Origin of the sequence: Vibrio litoralis DSM 17657 (genome assembly GCF_000426765.1) — a bacterium.
Lineage (GTDB): Bacteria > Pseudomonadota > Gammaproteobacteria > Enterobacterales > Vibrionaceae > Vibrio > Vibrio litoralis.
This window is the reverse complement of sequence record NZ_KE384566.1, coordinates 284,875-300,740: the sequence shown is the minus strand read 5'-3', so window position 1 is coordinate 300,740 and position 15,866 is coordinate 284,875. Positions and strand designations below refer to the sequence as shown.

15 protein-coding genes are annotated in these 15,866 nt (G+C 41.1%); 8 read left to right on the top strand and 7 right to left on the bottom strand.

The annotated features are described in order from the left end of the window. Window positions 1–313 precede the first annotated feature (313 nt). Complete coding sequence (locus K358_RS0111720; protein WP_027697004.1) at window positions 314–1,600, top strand: citrate synthase; 1,287 nt, start codon at window positions 314–316, stop codon at window positions 1,598–1,600. Window positions 1,601–1,672: 72 nt separating this feature from the next. On the opposite strand, the gene K358_RS0111715 is transcribed toward K358_RS0111720, so the two are convergent. Continuing rightward, the gene (locus K358_RS0111715) at window positions 1,673–2,431 is read right to left on the bottom strand and encodes a Nif3-like dinuclear metal center hexameric protein (RefSeq protein WP_027697003.1); all 759 of its coding nucleotides are present in this window, start codon (window positions 2,429–2,431) and stop codon (window positions 1,673–1,675) included. Between the two features lie 114 nt (window positions 2,432–2,545). On the opposite strand from K358_RS0111715, the gene K358_RS0111710 reads away from it, so the two are divergent. Next, window positions 2,546–3,334 carry a DUF1853 family protein gene (locus K358_RS0111710; protein WP_083962816.1) on the top strand — a complete coding sequence of 263 codons (789 nt, stop codon included), beginning with the start codon at window positions 2,546–2,548 and terminating at the stop codon, window positions 3,332–3,334. Between the two features lie 87 nt (window positions 3,335–3,421). Here K358_RS0111710 and pgm read toward each other — a convergent pair whose 3' ends face one another. From pgm to K358_RS18420, 4 genes are all read right to left on the bottom strand, one after another. Continuing rightward, window positions 3,422–5,056 carry a phosphoglucomutase (alpha-D-glucose-1,6-bisphosphate-dependent) gene (gene pgm / locus K358_RS0111705; RefSeq protein ID WP_027697001.1) on the bottom strand — a complete coding sequence of 545 codons (1,635 nt, stop codon included), beginning with the start codon at window positions 5,054–5,056 and terminating at the stop codon, window positions 3,422–3,424. Between the two features lie 140 nt (window positions 5,057–5,196). Continuing rightward, a complete protein-coding gene (gene seqA / locus K358_RS0111700; protein ID WP_027697000.1) occupies window positions 5,197–5,739 on the bottom strand; it encodes a replication initiation negative regulator SeqA in 543 nt (180 codons plus the stop codon). Between the two features lie 219 nt (window positions 5,740–5,958). After that, window positions 5,959–6,870, bottom strand: coding sequence for a c-type cytochrome (locus K358_RS0111695; RefSeq protein ID WP_027696999.1), 912 nt, complete (start codon window positions 6,868–6,870; stop codon window positions 5,959–5,961). Then, window positions 6,867–7,520, bottom strand: a complete 654-nt coding sequence (locus tag K358_RS18420; protein ID WP_051241293.1) for a c-type cytochrome — start codon at window positions 7,518–7,520, stop codon at window positions 6,867–6,869. Before K358_RS18420 ends, K358_RS0111695 begins: the two co-directional genes overlap by 4 nt. 154 nt (window positions 7,521–7,674) lie before the next feature. Here K358_RS18420 and K358_RS0111685 point away from each other — a divergent pair, with 154 nt between their 5' ends. From K358_RS0111685 to fcrX, 4 genes are all read left to right on the top strand, one after another. After that, window positions 7,675–8,445: an alpha/beta fold hydrolase gene (locus K358_RS0111685; RefSeq protein ID WP_038150131.1), complete on the top strand. Its 771-nt coding sequence runs from the start codon at window positions 7,675–7,677 to the stop codon at window positions 8,443–8,445. Window positions 8,446–8,539: 94 nt separating this feature from the next. Further along, window positions 8,540–8,761, top strand: coding sequence for a DUF2788 domain-containing protein (locus K358_RS0111680; RefSeq protein WP_027696997.1), 222 nt, complete (start codon window positions 8,540–8,542; stop codon window positions 8,759–8,761). 80 nt (window positions 8,762–8,841) lie between these two features. Further along, window positions 8,842–9,369 (top strand): flavodoxin FldA, encoded by a 528-nt coding sequence (fldA, locus tag K358_RS0111675; RefSeq protein ID WP_027696996.1) that lies wholly within the window; start codon window positions 8,842–8,844, stop codon window positions 9,367–9,369. Window positions 9,370–9,604: 235 nt separating this feature from the next. Further along, the gene (gene fcrX / locus K358_RS0111670; RefSeq protein ID WP_027696995.1) at window positions 9,605–10,051 is read left to right on the top strand and encodes a ferric iron uptake transcriptional regulator FcrX; all 447 of its coding nucleotides are present in this window, start codon (window positions 9,605–9,607) and stop codon (window positions 10,049–10,051) included. A 143-nt stretch (window positions 10,052–10,194) separates the two neighbouring features. On the opposite strand, the gene glnS is transcribed toward fcrX, so the two are convergent. Both glnS and nagE read right to left on the bottom strand, forming a co-directional pair. Continuing rightward, window positions 10,195–11,859: a glutamine--tRNA ligase gene (gene glnS / locus K358_RS0111665; RefSeq protein ID WP_027696994.1), complete on the bottom strand. Its 1,665-nt coding sequence runs from the start codon at window positions 11,857–11,859 to the stop codon at window positions 10,195–10,197. Window positions 11,860–12,077: 218 nt separating this feature from the next. Further along, window positions 12,078–13,640, bottom strand: coding sequence for an N-acetylglucosamine-specific PTS transporter subunit IIBC (gene nagE / locus K358_RS0111660; protein ID WP_027696993.1), 1,563 nt, complete (start codon window positions 13,638–13,640; stop codon window positions 12,078–12,080). A 272-nt stretch (window positions 13,641–13,912) separates the two neighbouring features. Between nagE and nagB the strand changes: the two genes are divergently transcribed. After that, on the top strand, window positions 13,913–14,716 hold the full coding sequence (gene nagB, locus K358_RS0111655) for a glucosamine-6-phosphate deaminase (protein WP_027696992.1): 804 nt from the start codon (window positions 13,913–13,915) through the stop codon (window positions 14,714–14,716). A 13-nt stretch (window positions 14,717–14,729) separates the two neighbouring features. Then, a complete protein-coding gene (nagA, locus tag K358_RS0111650) occupies window positions 14,730–15,866 on the top strand; it encodes an N-acetylglucosamine-6-phosphate deacetylase (protein WP_027696991.1) in 1,137 nt (378 codons plus the stop codon).

Sequence of the window (15,866 nt, the reverse complement as noted above, 5' to 3'; positions counted from 1 at the left end):
TTCCATAACACCCAGTCAATCTATGAATTTGTCTATTAATTAAACATCTACTCTATCTAGGACTGCTTCCGAAACCCCTGATAAAATAAGGCGTTAACCAAAATTTTCATTAGCACTATACGGCTGCCAACATACAAATTCAATTCATGTAACAAAATATGCTACATAGAACATATTTTTAACTTTTTCCAACTAAAAAATAATAAGCAGCACACAGTTCCAAGTAGAATAATTGACTTTAAGTGGGAATCTAAGTACAAAAACCACACACAAAATATCCTGGATGGATTAATAATTTACAAAGGAGAATGTCATGGCGGATAAGAAAGCGACTCTTCATATCGAAGGTCAAGCACCTATTGAGCTCCCTATTTTAAGCGGCACAGATGGCCCAGATGTAGTGGACGTCCGCAAATTAGGTGCAAGCGGTTATTTTACTTTTGACCCAGGTTTTCTTGCTACTGCGTCTTGCGAATCCCAAATAACTTACATTGATGGCGGTAAAGGTATTTTACTTCACCGTGGTTTCCCAATCGACCAACTTGCCAACAATGCTGATTATTTAGAAGTGTGTTATATCTTGCTTTATGGTGAAGCCCCTACACGCGCTGAATATGAAAAATTCAAAAAGATCGTATCCGGCCACACTATGGTCCATGAGCAAATTGCGAGCTTCTTCCACGGTTTCCGTCGTGATGCTCACCCAATGGCTGTCATGTGTGGCGTGGTCGGTGCATTAGCTGCGTTTTATCATGACTCATTAGATATCAACAACTCAGAACACCGCGAAATAACCGCATTCCGCTTGTTATCTAAAATGCCAACACTAGCTGCAATGTGTTACAAATACTCAATCGGGCAACCATTCATCTACCCTCGTAATGAGCTAGATTATGCAGGTAACTTCTTACATATGATGTTTGCCAACCCTTGTGAAGAGTACAACGTTAACCCAGTAGTTGCGCGTGCGATGGATAAAATCTTCACACTCCATGCTGATCACGAACAAAATGCGTCAACGTCAACCGTTCGTCTAGCAGGTTCATCGGGTGCTAACCCATTTGCTTGTATTGCAGCGGGTATCGCTTCTCTCTGGGGCCCAGCACACGGCGGTGCTAATGAAGCATGTTTGAAAATGTTGGAAGAGATTGGCAGTGTTGACAATATTCCTGAATATATTGAGCGCGCCAAAGATAAAGATGACCCATTCCGCCTAATGGGCTTTGGTCACCGCGTCTATAAAAACCACGATCCACGCGCTAAAGTAATGCGTGATTCATGTCATGAAGTATTGTCGGAGCTTAACATTCAAGATCCACTGCTTGATGTGGCGATGGAACTCGAGCGTATTGCTCTTTCTGACCCATACTTTGTTGAGAAGAAACTGTACCCTAACGTCGATTTCTATTCAGGTATCATTCTTAAAGCGATTGGTATTCCTGTGTCTATGTTTACGGTAATTTTTGCGCTTTCTCGTACTATCGGCTGGATTGCTCATTGGAATGAAATGCATGATGACCCACACAACCGTATCGGTCGCCCTCGTCAACTTTACACTGGTAAATTAAGTCGAGATTTCAAGCCTCTAGATCGTGAATAATATAATTTAAGACAACAAACTTAATAAAAAAGCGAGCTATCAGGCTCGCTTTCTCTTTTCTCGGATAAGTATTTATACCGGGTTATCGATATCAATAAACGTCACATCAAATCCGTGTTCCTCTGCTAACCATTCACCTAGTGCTTTTACGCCATAGCGCTCAGTCGCATGATGACCAGCAGCAAAGTAATGTGTCCCTAACTCACGTGCAATATAGGTAGTACGCTCAGAAACCTCACCAGAAATAAACGCATCAAGACCTGATTGCGCCGCTAATTCTAAGTAATCCTGTCCACCACCGGTACACCATCCAATGGTTCTAATTTCTTTATCTTGAGTATCGGGGGCAATATGTAATGGTTTTCGATTCAGTACTGTCTCAATTTTTTGACTTAATTCTTGTCCTGATAGAGGTGTTTTAAGCGTACCGTACATGGCAACAGATTGTGGATGTCCTTCAAGGCCACCTTGAGTTTCAATATCCAAAAGCTGAGCAAGTTGCGCGTTATTACCTAATTGAGGATGAATATCGAGCGGTAAATGATAAGCATATAAATTAATATCATTTTGAATCAGTGAGCGAATACGTTTGCCTTTCATTCCGGTAATCGGTTGAGGTTCACCTTTCCAAAAATAACCATGATGCACCAAAATCGCATCGGCTTTGGCTTCAACTGCCGCTTCAATTAACGCTTGCGACGCGGTCACGCCTGTCACAATTTTTTTAATCGTTTGTTTCCCTTCCACCTGTAGGCCATTGGAACAATAGTCTTTTACTAAATGAGGTGATAGAGTTTGATTGAGCAATGTCTCTAATTGTAGGTTATTCATAATCTAAACCTTTTGATGATGTTCTTATTCGAATGTCAGCGTTTGTAGCATGTTATAACAGTCAATCGTCAGTGACTTCAAGCCCAACACCACAAGGATAGATCTTAAGTGTCGATGAAATATGCCATTTCCCCGCAGGAGCAACAGAATCTATTTGTAAAAATCAGCGACTGGATGTCACATCACTCGCCGTTACTGCAAGCCAATCAAGCAGAGCTAGCTGACAATCCATTTTGCAAAAGTTTATCGCCTCAGCCATTGCCTTATTCAGGTAATTCACGCCTTGGTTTTTGGTACCAGCACTTATGTCACCAGTATTTCGCCTCTCATCCAAACTATCAAATAGTGGCCGAGGAAATTCAGCTCAACCATCAAGGGAGAACCATTGGCGCTTTAGATTTTGTACTCAAAAATACGGTGACTGATATTGTGGAACATTGGGAAGTCGCCATTAAGTTTTATCTTTTATTTGATGGTTTATGGTATGGGCCAAATAGCCGCGACCGATTGGATTTAAAACTTTCGCACATGTTGAACCACCAGCTTGCCATGTCTCAACATCAGTGCTTTCAACAGCAATATCCAGACTTAGGAGAGATAAAACCTAAACTACTGATACAAGGGCGATTATACATTAATCCGTTTCGTGATGAAACGATGCCAACAAGTTGCTTAGGCTATCCAATTGACCCAGCTCAAAGCTACGGTTATTGGTGCTACGCTGATGACTTCAATAACATCAAGGAACCATTGTATATATTGAAAAAAGGTCAATGGCTAACCGGCAAAGAAGCGGATTCACCAATGTTAAAAGAAGTTGGACAAGAGTTTGTACACTGTCAAAGTCAATCGGGTGATTTTTGGTTTGTTCTACCCAACGAATGGCCGCATCATCGTTCATAAGAGATAAGCAAGCTAGATCATAAAGAATAAAAAAGCGAGACCATGACAGCCTCGCTATTTCTTAATTACCTGTACTAGCAATTGTTATTACAAACCCGCGTTAGCAAAGACTTGATTCACAATTTCTTGAGCTTCTTGTTCAATCTGCTTTAAGTGATCTTTGCCTTTAAAGCTTTCGCAGTAAATTTTATAGATATCTTCCGTTCCTGATGGACGAGCGGCAAACCAACCATTTTCAGTGGTCACTTTAAGGCCACCTATTGCTGCGCCATTACCTTGAGCGTGAGTTAAGCGTGCTGTGATTTTCTCACCAGCTAACTCATCTGCACTCACCATTTCGGCAGACATACTTTTAAGAACATTTTTTTGCTCGGTATTCGCCACAGCTTGAATACGATTGTATTGCGACGCGCCATGTTTTGCGGCTAATTTATCGTAATATTGCTGTGGGTTCATGCCAGTTACTGCGGTAATTTCCGCTGCGATCAAGCAAAGAATGATGCCATCTTTATCCGTCGACCAAGCTGTACCATCTTTACGTAAGAATGAGGCTCCAGCACTTTCTTCACCACCAAAGCCGAAGCGACCTTCATATAGACCGTCAACAAACCACTTAAAGCCAACAGGCACTTCACATAGGTCACGACCTAGGTCGGCAACCACACGGTCAATTATCGCGCTTGATACCAGTGTTTTCCCCACTTGAACATCAGTTTTCCACTCACTACGGTGACGAAATAAGTAATCAATACAGACCGCTAAATAATGGTTCGGATCCATTAATCCTTGTGGCGTCACAATGCCGTGGCGATCATAGTCTGGATCATTACCAAACGCTAAGTCATAATCATCTTTTAGCCCAAGCAGGCTCGCCATCGCATAAGGTGATGAGCAATCCATACGAATCACGCCATCTTTATCGAGTGTCATAAACTGAAAAGACGGATCAACGGTTTCATTCACTAACGTCATATCAAGCTGATACGTTTTCGCAATACGTCGCCAATATTCGATCCCCGCACCACCGAGTGGATCAATACCAATCTTAATCTTCGCTTTTTGGATCGCCTCAATATCAATCACGTTAACTAGGTCATCAACATAAGGTTGTACCAAATCAAGTGCTTTCACTTTATCGAGAGAATTAACGCAACGTTTGACGCCTTGTAGCCCTGCTGCAATATATTGATTCGCTTTGTCTTCAATGCGCTGGGTAATTTCCGCCTCAGCTGGACCGCCATGACTTGGGTTATATTTGATACCACCATCTTGCGGTGGATTATGCGATGGCGTGATCACAATGCCATCCGATTTATCTTGATGGGCAAGGTTATAAGTTAAGATCGCATGAGAAATGCCTGGCGTAGGAGTAAAGCCATTATCTTGCTGAACAATCACTTCAATACCATTTGCGACCAAAACTTCGACTACCGAACAACAAGCAGGCTCAGATAACGCATGGGTATCTTTACCGACAAACATTGGCCCTGTCAGACCAGCAGCAACGCGTTCATCCACTACCGCTTGAGCAATCGCGAGGATATGCGTTTGGTTAAACGTGGCTTTACTTGAACAACCACGGTGACCTGAAGTACCAAATAACACTTTATGGTTTGTATTCGTCGCATCAGGCTCGATAAAGAAGTAATCGCTCACTAGAGCGGGAATATTAACTAAGTCTTCAGGTAACGTTTTAGTACCTGCTCTAGGGTGAAGAGACATTCAATAATCCTTTTTATGCTATTAAATTGAAAAGTGGTTATTCAGATGGAAATAGTTACTTGGGTATAAAATCGAAAAAGCCTCATAATACGTGATGATTCAAATATTATGAGGCTCTTATTAAATCGTTCTAATTAACGTTAGATGGCGTTACATACTTTATCAATCAAGTCTGCTTGAAAGCCCATTTGCGTCATTAATTGCTGAACCATTTGGCGCTTACGGTTGGTATTATTATTGGTAATTACCCAAAACGGCGTATTAGGGATCGAGCGAGGCTTGGTCGTTTTACCGCTAGCTAACAAGGTTTCTTCATTATCGGCAAAGTAAACACGTGTACGGCCTTTCACTTTTGCCGCCTCAGCAAAACTAGATGCTTCAACGTGATACAGAGAAGATAGGATCAGCATAAAACGATCAATCGCTTTATCTTTCTCTGCAAACTCATCAGAAATAAGCAAAGATCGCATCACCTTAACGCCATCTGGCTTTTCTTGCTTAGCAGGCTTAGTTGACTCTACTGCATCAACGGCAACAGGCTTAGTCACTGTTGAACTTGCTTGTGATCCTTGCTGCTCACCGATTAAAAGTCGACGTAAAATATCCGAGGCGCTTTCACCAATATGCTGGGTTTGGCTCGCGATATAACGATAAAGTTCTTCATCTACTTCAATGGTTTTCATTGGCTTTTCACAATCTCAATCTGTTTAAACTCTGGAATGATTATACCTATAACTGACCGGATACTCTATGCTAATTGCTCGGTGTTAGTAATAAAAAAGATCGTTTTGATCACTGAATGTTTTATTTCTTCTTACCGTACCGATGAAGTGCACAAATAACCAGCAAAAAAAACCTCTATGAGATGAGCCCATAGAGGTTTAATAAGTCAGCGTTAAAAATTAGTACGCTTTCGAGCCTAGTATGTGTTTATCTAGCGCTGATGGTGTGCCATATAGTGAATCTTTAGCATGAAACTCTTTGGCGGTTTCAGAAACTGATTTACTAAAGCGAGGATCTTGTGGACGTTCATGACCATTAATAAACATAGCGACGTCCCAAGCTTGTTGATCTGTCAAGCTGTAGCCTTTACTTAATGGCATATTCGCTTTAATAAAATTAGCTGCTCCGCTAATTTTATGCATTCCCGCTCCCCAGTTATAACTGTCTTTACCCCATAAAGGTGGAAAAACGTAGCGATTATCCACTTTACGTCCTTCACCATTATCACCATGACAAAGCGCACACTGAGCCGCATAGACCACTTCGCCACGAACAAAGTCAGGTTTAAGTTCCGGTTGTTCTAATTTAGGGAACCCACGGCCGGCAATTTTCGCATTCACCTTGGCATCCGTTGCCAACCAATAAGAATAAGCAGTTAGGTCTAAAATAGTTTGGCTCACCGCTTCTGGCGGCTTACCATTCATCGAGTAAGCAAAACAGCCTTGCAATCGGTCTTCATAGGTATTCACTTTCTTGTTCTTACCGCGATAAGCCGGGTAAGAAACATAAGCCCCCCACATTGGAGCAGAGTTAGCTAAGCGTCCGCCAGACAAATGACAGTTAGTACAGTTTAAACCGTTACCAACTTCACCTGATGTTTTCAGTTGCTGACTATTCATAAAGATTGAATAACCACGTTTTACTGCTTCAGCAAAATGCTCTTCTGGCACATTTCCCCAATCTGGTACTTGGTGATATGCCTCACCTTGCGCAAGCGGACTACCCGGCTCAACACTGCCAAGATCTTTATGTCCATCATTGGCAAAAGCCATTCCACTTAGTAGCGATAGGCTTAATAGTAAGTATTTCATTTTTTCACCTCCGCAGTTTTCTGCGCAACTGGTGTTCCTAGCGAAGCAAAGTAGTCCGAAACCGCTTTGATTTCTTCATCGCTTAGAGATTTAGCAATTGGCCCCATGATCGCCATTGCACCAGCAGGTCTTGTATCGTCTTTCCACGATTTCATTTGGTTCACTAAATAAGCAGAATTTTGTCCAGCCAAACGAGGGATACCCGGCTTAACACCTACTCCGCTCGGGCCATGACAAGCGACGCAAGACGGCACATTGGCTTCCATCTTCCCGCTATAGGCAATTTTTTCGCCTAATTGCATATTCCCAGGCCACTTATCACCACGCCATTGCAACTTAAAGGTCATCGCATCAGGCACACTAGAGTAATGCTTTATAATGGTATCCATTTGTTCATCACTAATTTGATAGATAAATGCATCCATGAAAGTAGTATGACGCTTTTTACTACGAAAGTTCTCAACTTGTTCACGGAGATACTGGTCAGATTGACCCCATAAATTAGGGATATGATCAAGAGTAGAGACGCCATTAACCCCATGACATGTAGAGCAGAATTCGACAATCCCCTCTTTATGTTGAGGTAATGTATCTGCTACACCAATGATGGGACATAGCATTAAAGCGCCCACTATTAGTCGTTTTTGCATATTGCTTCCTATTATTATGATTTTCTAACCTATGACCTAGTATAGCTATGTCACTTAGTGCTGCATCAAGGTGAAATTTTGCCAGGTTAAGTGATTACTTTCGCATGATGGCTGTATTATGATGCTAATTTGTACTTTCAGCTACAGGATTATTATGAACTCCCCACAACTTAACCATACAATTCAAGGTCAAGGCCCAGCAATCCTACTCATTCATGGCCTTTTTGGCAGTTTAAGTAATTTAGGCTTATTAGCTAGGGACTTAGTTCAAGACCATACGGTTATTAGCGTTGATTTACGCAATCATGGGCATTCTTTTCACAGTGACACCATGAATTACTCTGTTATGGCTGATGATCTCAATCAGCTGTTGGTTGATTTAAATATTTCATCCGCCATAGTGATTGGCCACTCCATGGGCGGAAAAGCGGCCATGGCACTTTGCAATATTGCCGCTGACAAAATCAGTAAACTCATCGTATTAGATATGGCGCCGATCGCCTATCAACAAAGACGCCATGATAATGTTTTTTCAGGCTTAAAAGCTGTTATCAACGAAAAACCTAAAAGTCGCAAACGAGCCTTAGATTGTTTATCACAGCATATTGAAATAGATGGTGTGCGCCAGTTCCTCGCCAAATCATTACACAATAAAGATGGATACTTACAGTGGTTGTTCAATGTTGAGGGGATCATTAATAGTTATCAGAACATTCAAGACTGGGCCGATATATCTCCTTTCAACGGCGAAACTTTATTTTTAAAAGGTGCTGATTCTGACTACTTAATGCCAGAACACCAAGCTGCTATTCAAAAACAGTTCCCAAACAGTAAAGCCCATATCATTGCGAATACCGGTCACTGGCTACATGCAGAAAAGCCAATTGAGGTGTTGCGCTCTATTCGCCGATTCATTAAGAAATAATTCGCATTTCACTTATTCGGCGGACGACTTCGCATTAACTTTCAATTGTATTAATGCTATAGTTCGGGGATAAAAAACAACGGTGATCAAACGCATGCTTTACGAACATATCAATACCATAGAATCTCTAGGCTTAGATCTGTTTTTTGCATCGTTATTTTTATTGATTGGTTTAGCCATCAAAGATGTTTTAAAACAAGGTAATGTCCCGGTGTTTGGCCGTCGTATTGTATGGCTTGTTCTATTTTTAGGTTGTGCGGGCTTTATCGCCAAAGGGTTAATCCAAATGAGCTGGGAAGGCACTGGCTTAGGCTAACCATCGTACAATCGTAACGAATTCTTTTTAATTAGATTGATACCGGCATTTCCGGTAATAGATAAATAGGTAATATTTCTATGGCAAGTGTAGGACTCTTCTTTGGTAGCGACACAGGTAACACTGAAGCGGTTGCTAAAATGATACAAAAAGAACTTGGCAAACAACTTGTGCACGTACAAGACATTGCGAAGAGCAGCAAGGAAGATATTGATAATTTTGATCTATTACTGCTTGGCATTCCAACTTGGTACTACGGTGAGTCTCAATGTGACTGGGATGACTTTTTCCCTGAGCTTGAAGCAATAGATTTTTCAACTAAACTCGTTGCTATTTTTGGTTGTGGTGACCAAGAAGATTATGCTGAGTACTTCTGTGATGCGATGGGAACCATTCGCGATATCGTCGAAGCGAAAGGCGGCACTATTATTGGTTACTGGCCAACAGAAGGTTATGAATTTGAAGCATCAAAAGCATTAGTCGATAACGATAACTTTATCGGGCTATGCATAGATGAAGACCGTCAGCCAGAACTAACAGATGAACGAGTTAAAACCTGGTCAAAGCAGATTTATGATGAAATGTGTCTAGCAGAATTAGCTGATTAATCAAAATTTTGTGACATATCAAGACACCTCCTTTGTGAGGTATTTTGTTATCATCACTCTAATGCTATAGTCATTTTAGATACATTTTTACAACATATTCTAATGCTATAGTCATTTTAGATACATTTTTACAACATATAATGAAACGCAGTGAACTTGGTCGGTTAGTTCGAGTCATATTTACTGATGTCATTCATGTCTTCTGTTTTAACGCAGAATCTCACAGGAAAGTACAATGCCAGATAACAACCAAGCTCTAAAGGAAGCAGGTCTTAAAGTAACCCTACCTCGATTAAAAATTCTCGAGGTACTGCAACAACCAGACTGCCAACATATCAGTGCCGAGGATTTATATAAGAAACTGATCGATCTTGGTGAAGAAATTGGCCTTGCAACGGTTTACCGTGTTTTGAACCAATTTGATGACGCAGGTATCGTAACCCGTCACCATTTTGAAGGTGGAAAATCTGTTTTCGAACTATCAACTCAGCATCACCATGACCACCTTGTTTGTCTTGATTGCGGTGAAGTCATTGAATTTACCGATGACCTTATTGAAGAGCGACAAAAAGAAATTGCCGCTAAATATAACGTAGTGCTAACGAACCACAGTTTATACCTATACGGTCGCTGTGCTAATGGCAATTGTAAAACAGAAACTAATGCACACAAAACTAAGTAACTTTTCCGGTTAACTTTCTGCTTATTTAATGTGATACAAATAAAAACGCACCTCATATGAGGTGCGTTTTTTTATCTGCCAATCAAACTAATCAAGCCAAACTATTAAGGCGAAAAACCACTCCGCCTACATAGATATATTAGTTATTGAGCGTCGATTTTAGCCCAAGTATCACGTAAGCCAACAGTACGGTTGAATACTAACGCATCTGGAGAAGAATCTTTAGCATCAACACAGAAGTAGCCTGTACGCTCAAACTGGAAGCCTACACCAGCTTCTGCATTGGCTAAGCTTGGTTCCACATAAGCTTTCTTAACAACTAAAGACTCAGGGTTGATCGTCGCTGCAAAGTCATCCGCCGCCGCAGGATTTGGCACAGTGAAAAGACGATCATATAAACGAACGTCAGCCTCTAGGCCTTTTTCAGCTGAAACCCAATGGATAACACCTTTTACTTTACGGCCATCGCTAGGGTTTTTACCCAAAGTTTCTGGATCGTAAGTACAGTAAATAGTTGTTACGTTACCTTGCTCATCTTTTTCAATACGATTCGCTTGGATCACGTAAGCACCACGTAAACGAACTTCTTTACCAAGAACTAAGCGTTTGTATTTTTTGTTGGCTTCTTCACGGAAATCACCCGCTTCAATCCACACTTCGCGTGTAAAAGGAACTTCACGACTGCCCATTTCAGGCTTATTCGGGTGATTTGCGAGCGTCAATACTTCTTCACTTTCAAAGTTTTCAATCACTACTTTGACCGGGTCGAGTACCGCCATCGCACGCGGTGCATTTTCATTTAAGTCTTCACGAATACAGGCTTCAAGTGAGCTAAACTCAATCATGTTGTCTTGCTTAGTGACACCAATGCGTGAACAAAACTCGCGAATAGAACCCGGAGTAAAGCCACGACGACGTAAACCAGAAATCGTTGGCATACGAGGGTCATCCCAACCATTCACTAATTTTTCAGTGACTAATTGGTTTAGTTTACGCTTAGACATCACCGTATATTCTAAGTTTAAACGGCTAAATTCGTACTGATGAGGCCGAGTATCAATCGTAATATTTTCTAAAACCCAGTCATATAAACGACGGTTATCTTGGAACTCCAGCGTACATAGTGAGTGAGTAATACCTTCTAACGCATCGGAAATACAGTGGGTGAAGTCATACATTGGGTAAATGCACCACTTATCCCCTGTTTGATGGTGATTGATAAAACGCACACGATAAAGCACGGGATCGCGCATAACGATAAACGAAGATGCCATATCGATCTTAGCACGTAAGCAAGCCTTACCTTCTTCAAAGCCACCGTTACGCATTTTTTCAAATAACACTAAGTTTTCTTCAACGCTGCGGTCGCGGTATGGACTATTTTTTCCAGGCTCTTTTAACGTGCCACGGTATTCACGAATTTCATCAGGAGTCAGCTCATCAACATAAGCTAAGCCTTTTTCAATCAACTCTACAGCGTAACAATATAGCGCATCAAAATAGTTAGATGAATAGCAAATCTCGCCATCCCAATTAAAGCCTAACCAATTCACGTCTTGCTTGATTGATTCAACGTATTCAATGTCTTCTTTCGCAGGGTTAGTATCATCAAAGCGAAGGTTACACTTCCCCTGGTAATCTTGCGCCAAGCCAAAGTTTAAGCAAATAGACTTAGCATGACCAATATGCAGATAGCCATTAGGTTCTGGTGGGAAACGAGTATGGATCCCTGTGTGTTTGCCATCAGCTAAATCCTTATCAATAATTTGACGGATAAAGTTAGATGGTCGAGCCTCAGCTTCACTCATCGATAGTACCTCAATAAATATAAGAGTCTTTTTATAATTAGGGCTAATGATCCACAATTCTAGCCCTTTACACAACTAGAAGTGATATTTTCTTTATTAAAAAGACCAAAAGTCTTCCAAGGCGTCAAAATTCACGCTTTTACTATCGGCCACATTTTGCAACAGGATAAAAAAAGGCTCCACAACGGGAGCCTTTAGCTGGATATGTTGATTACTAATTACGGTAAGACAACATCCGATAAATCATCAGAAGCTGGGATATCTTTCATCTCACCTGCAACGATTTCAGCTAGTGGGCCAAGAATAACTTGAAGGTTATTTTCACCTAACTTCACAACACCTTTCGCACCAAGTTTTTTCAGTACCGCCTCATCTACGATTGAGCGATCTTTCAGTGTTAAGCGTAAACGAGTGATACAAGCATCGATAGTGGTTACGTTTTCGTGTCCACCTAGAGCTTTCAAGTATTGACGAGCAACATCACCTTTGCCTTTCTTAGCCGAAGAGTCTGTTTCCACTTCAACTTCATCATCTTCACGACCAGGCGTTTTCATGTTGAACGCACGGATTAGGAAGCTGAAGATAAAGAAGTAAGCAGCACCAAAACATAGGCCAATAATAAGTAGAGTCCAAGGTTTAGTTGCTAGACCCCAGTTCAATACAAAGTCAATAAGACCTGCAGAGAAACCAAAGCCATGTAGCGTACCAAACATGTTAGCAACCACTAGAGATAGACCAGTTAATACGGCGTGTACAGCGTATAGGCCTGGAGCTAGGAACATAAACATGAACTCTAGAGGCTCTGTAATCCCCGTTAGGAATGAACAGAAAGCAACTGAGAACAATGCACCAGCAACTTGACTACGACGTTCAGAAGGAGCCGCTAGGTACATAGCGAAAGCACCACCAGGTAGACCAAACATCATAATAGGGAAGAAGCCATTCATGAATACCCCAGCAGATTTGTCACCACCGAAGTAACGATTTAAGTCACCAGTTTTAACAATATCTTTTACGCTATCAACAACCGCTGTGATTTCTGGTGTGACTGCATTTTTAAATATGAATGTGTGTTCTTGACCGACCACTAGTGTTTTGGCAACCGCAGGATCGACACATAATTGGTGAATATTAGAGAACGCACCAGAAGCTGTTACCATGATTTCTTGACATGACCCCATGCCAAACCAGAAGTAAGAGTTAAGTACGTGATGAAGGCCAACAGGAATTAACGCACGGTTCAATGTACCGTAAATAAATTGACCAATGGCACCAGATGTTGAAATAGCGTGAGCTAAAGCGTCAAGGCCGTGTTGAACCATAGGCCAAACCACACCAAAGATAGCACCTGCTACTAAAGCAACTAAGCCAGCCATAATTGGAACTAAACGACGACCAGAGAAGAAAGCTAACCATTCTGGCAAGCGAGTAGCATGAAATGCGTTGTAGCAGTGTCCTGCAATGATACCTGCAAAGATACCACCGAAGAATGACATGTTAACTTCAGCATCGATTTGTTGCGCTGTTGCGGTTAATACAAAGTAAGCAACGGCACCGGCTAAACCAGCCGCACCCGCACCATCTTTAGATAAACCAATTGCAATACCTAAACCAAATAGTAAAGGTAACTGGCTGAAAATAGCATTACCGGCTGATGCCATAAATGCGATGTCTAACAGGTCAGGTTGACCCAGACGAAGTAAAAGCGCTGCAACAGGTAATGTTGCAATAGGTAGCATCAACGCTTTACCTAGTCTTTGTGCATATCCAAGTATATTCACCGTAATTCCCCCCTATAGGATTGGTAAAATTCGCATTACTTATTTTTCTTAAAGAATTTAGTACAGCGACAGTCTATTCAATTAATTTTAGTCCGCAAATTAAAACCCTGTTATTTGTGATCTTTATCAACAGTTATTTGCTAGTTTGCGTAATTCTTGTGAAGGATTTATCTTATTTATACTAGATAGTTTTCAAAACTTATTTTATCATGCAAAATAATGAGATAAATATCCTATTCTAAATTTTAGTTTTTGTTCTATAGAGGTGTACTGTGAGACTAATTCCACTCGAGAATGCAAATGAAGTTGGCCTATGGTCTGCTCGCTATATTGTAAATAAAATCAATAAGTTCAACCCAACCGAAGACCATCCTTTTGTTCTAGGTTTACCGACTGGTGGAACACCTCTAAATACCTATAAACAATTGATAAGACTTCATAAAGATGGCGAAGTAAGCTTTAAGCATGTTGTGACATTTAACATGGATGAATACGTAGGTTTAGCAAGCGATCACCCAGAATCTTATCGTTCATTTATGTACGAAAATTTCTTCAGCCACATTGATATTCAAGAAAAGAACATCAATCTACTCAACGGCAATACCGATGATCATGAAGCTGAGTGCAAACGTTACGAGGATAAAATCAAGTCCTACGGACGTATCAACTTATTCATGGGTGGCGTAGGTAACGATGGCCACATTGCATTCAATGAACCAGCTTCATCATTATCTTCTCGTACACGTATCAAAACACTAACTGAAGATACCCGAATTGCTAACTCGCGCTTCTTCAATGGTGATATTAGTCAAGTACCTAAATATTCGCTAACTATCGGTGTTGGTACGTTACTAGATTCTGAAGAAGTTATGATTTTGATCACAGGTCATAATAAAGCTCTTGCTTTACAAGCCGCTGTTGAAGGTTCAGTCAACCACCTGTGGACAGTATCAGCATTGCAGCTACACGCTAAATCAATCATCGTTTGCGATAAGCCTGCAACTCAAGAACTTAAAGTAAAAACTGTTAAGTACTTTAGTGAGTTAGAAGCTGAAAACATTAAGAACTTGAAATAAGAGGATGCCGACTATGTATGCTCTGATAAATACAAAAATCTACACAGGCCATGACGTACTTACAGAGCATGCTGTGTTAGTGGATGCTGATAAAATTCAATCTATTGTGAAGGTAGGTGACTTACCAAAAGAGATAGAGACTCACGATCTACAAGGCGCAAATCTTAGCCCAGGTTTTATCGATCTACAGCTAAATGGTTGCGGTGGCGTAATGCTGAATGACGAAATTACCGCCGAGACTATGCACATCATGCATAAAGCGAATTTAAAATCTGGCTGTACTAGCTTTTTGCCGACATTAATCACGTCATCTGATGAAGATATGCAGCAAGCCATTTCTGCAGCTCGTGAATATCAACAACGCTACCAGAACCAATCTTTAGGGTTACATTTAGAAGGCCCTTATCTTAATGTGTTGAAAAAAGGCATCCACCGCCCTGATTTTATTCGTCAATCAGATGATGAGATGATCCAAACAATCTGTGATAACCACGATGTAATAGCCAAAGTAACCTTAGCCCCTGAGCAAAATGAACCTGATCATATTCAACGTTTAAGAGATGCTGGTATTGTTGTGTCTATCGGTCACACCAACGCAACTTACCAAGAGGCACGTCAAAGTTTTGCTAATGGTATTACATTTGCAACTCACCTTTTCAATGCGATGACTCCGATGGTTGGACGTGAACCTGGTGTTGTGGGTGCAATTTACGATACTTCAGAGGTTTATGCTGGTATTATTGCTGACGGCTTCCATGTAGACTATGCCAACATCCGAATTGCCCATAAAATCAAAGGTGATAAGCTAGTATTAGTGACGGATGCCACAGCTCCAGCAGGAGCTGACATGGATCACTTTATTTTTGTTGGTAAGAAAGTATATTACCGAGATGGTAAGTGTGTTGATGAAAATGGCACACTTGGTGGTTCAGCTTTAACCATGATTGAAGCCGTACAAAATACGGTTGAGCATGTAGGTATCGCTTTAGACGAAGCACTGAGAATGGCCACGCTTTATCCTGCTCGAGCAATCGGCGTAGAGAGACAGCTTGGTGAAATCAAACCGGGAATGGTCGCAAACCTCACTGTGTTTGATCGTGACTTCAATGTAAAAGCGACGGTTGTTAACGGACAATACGAGCAGACATAG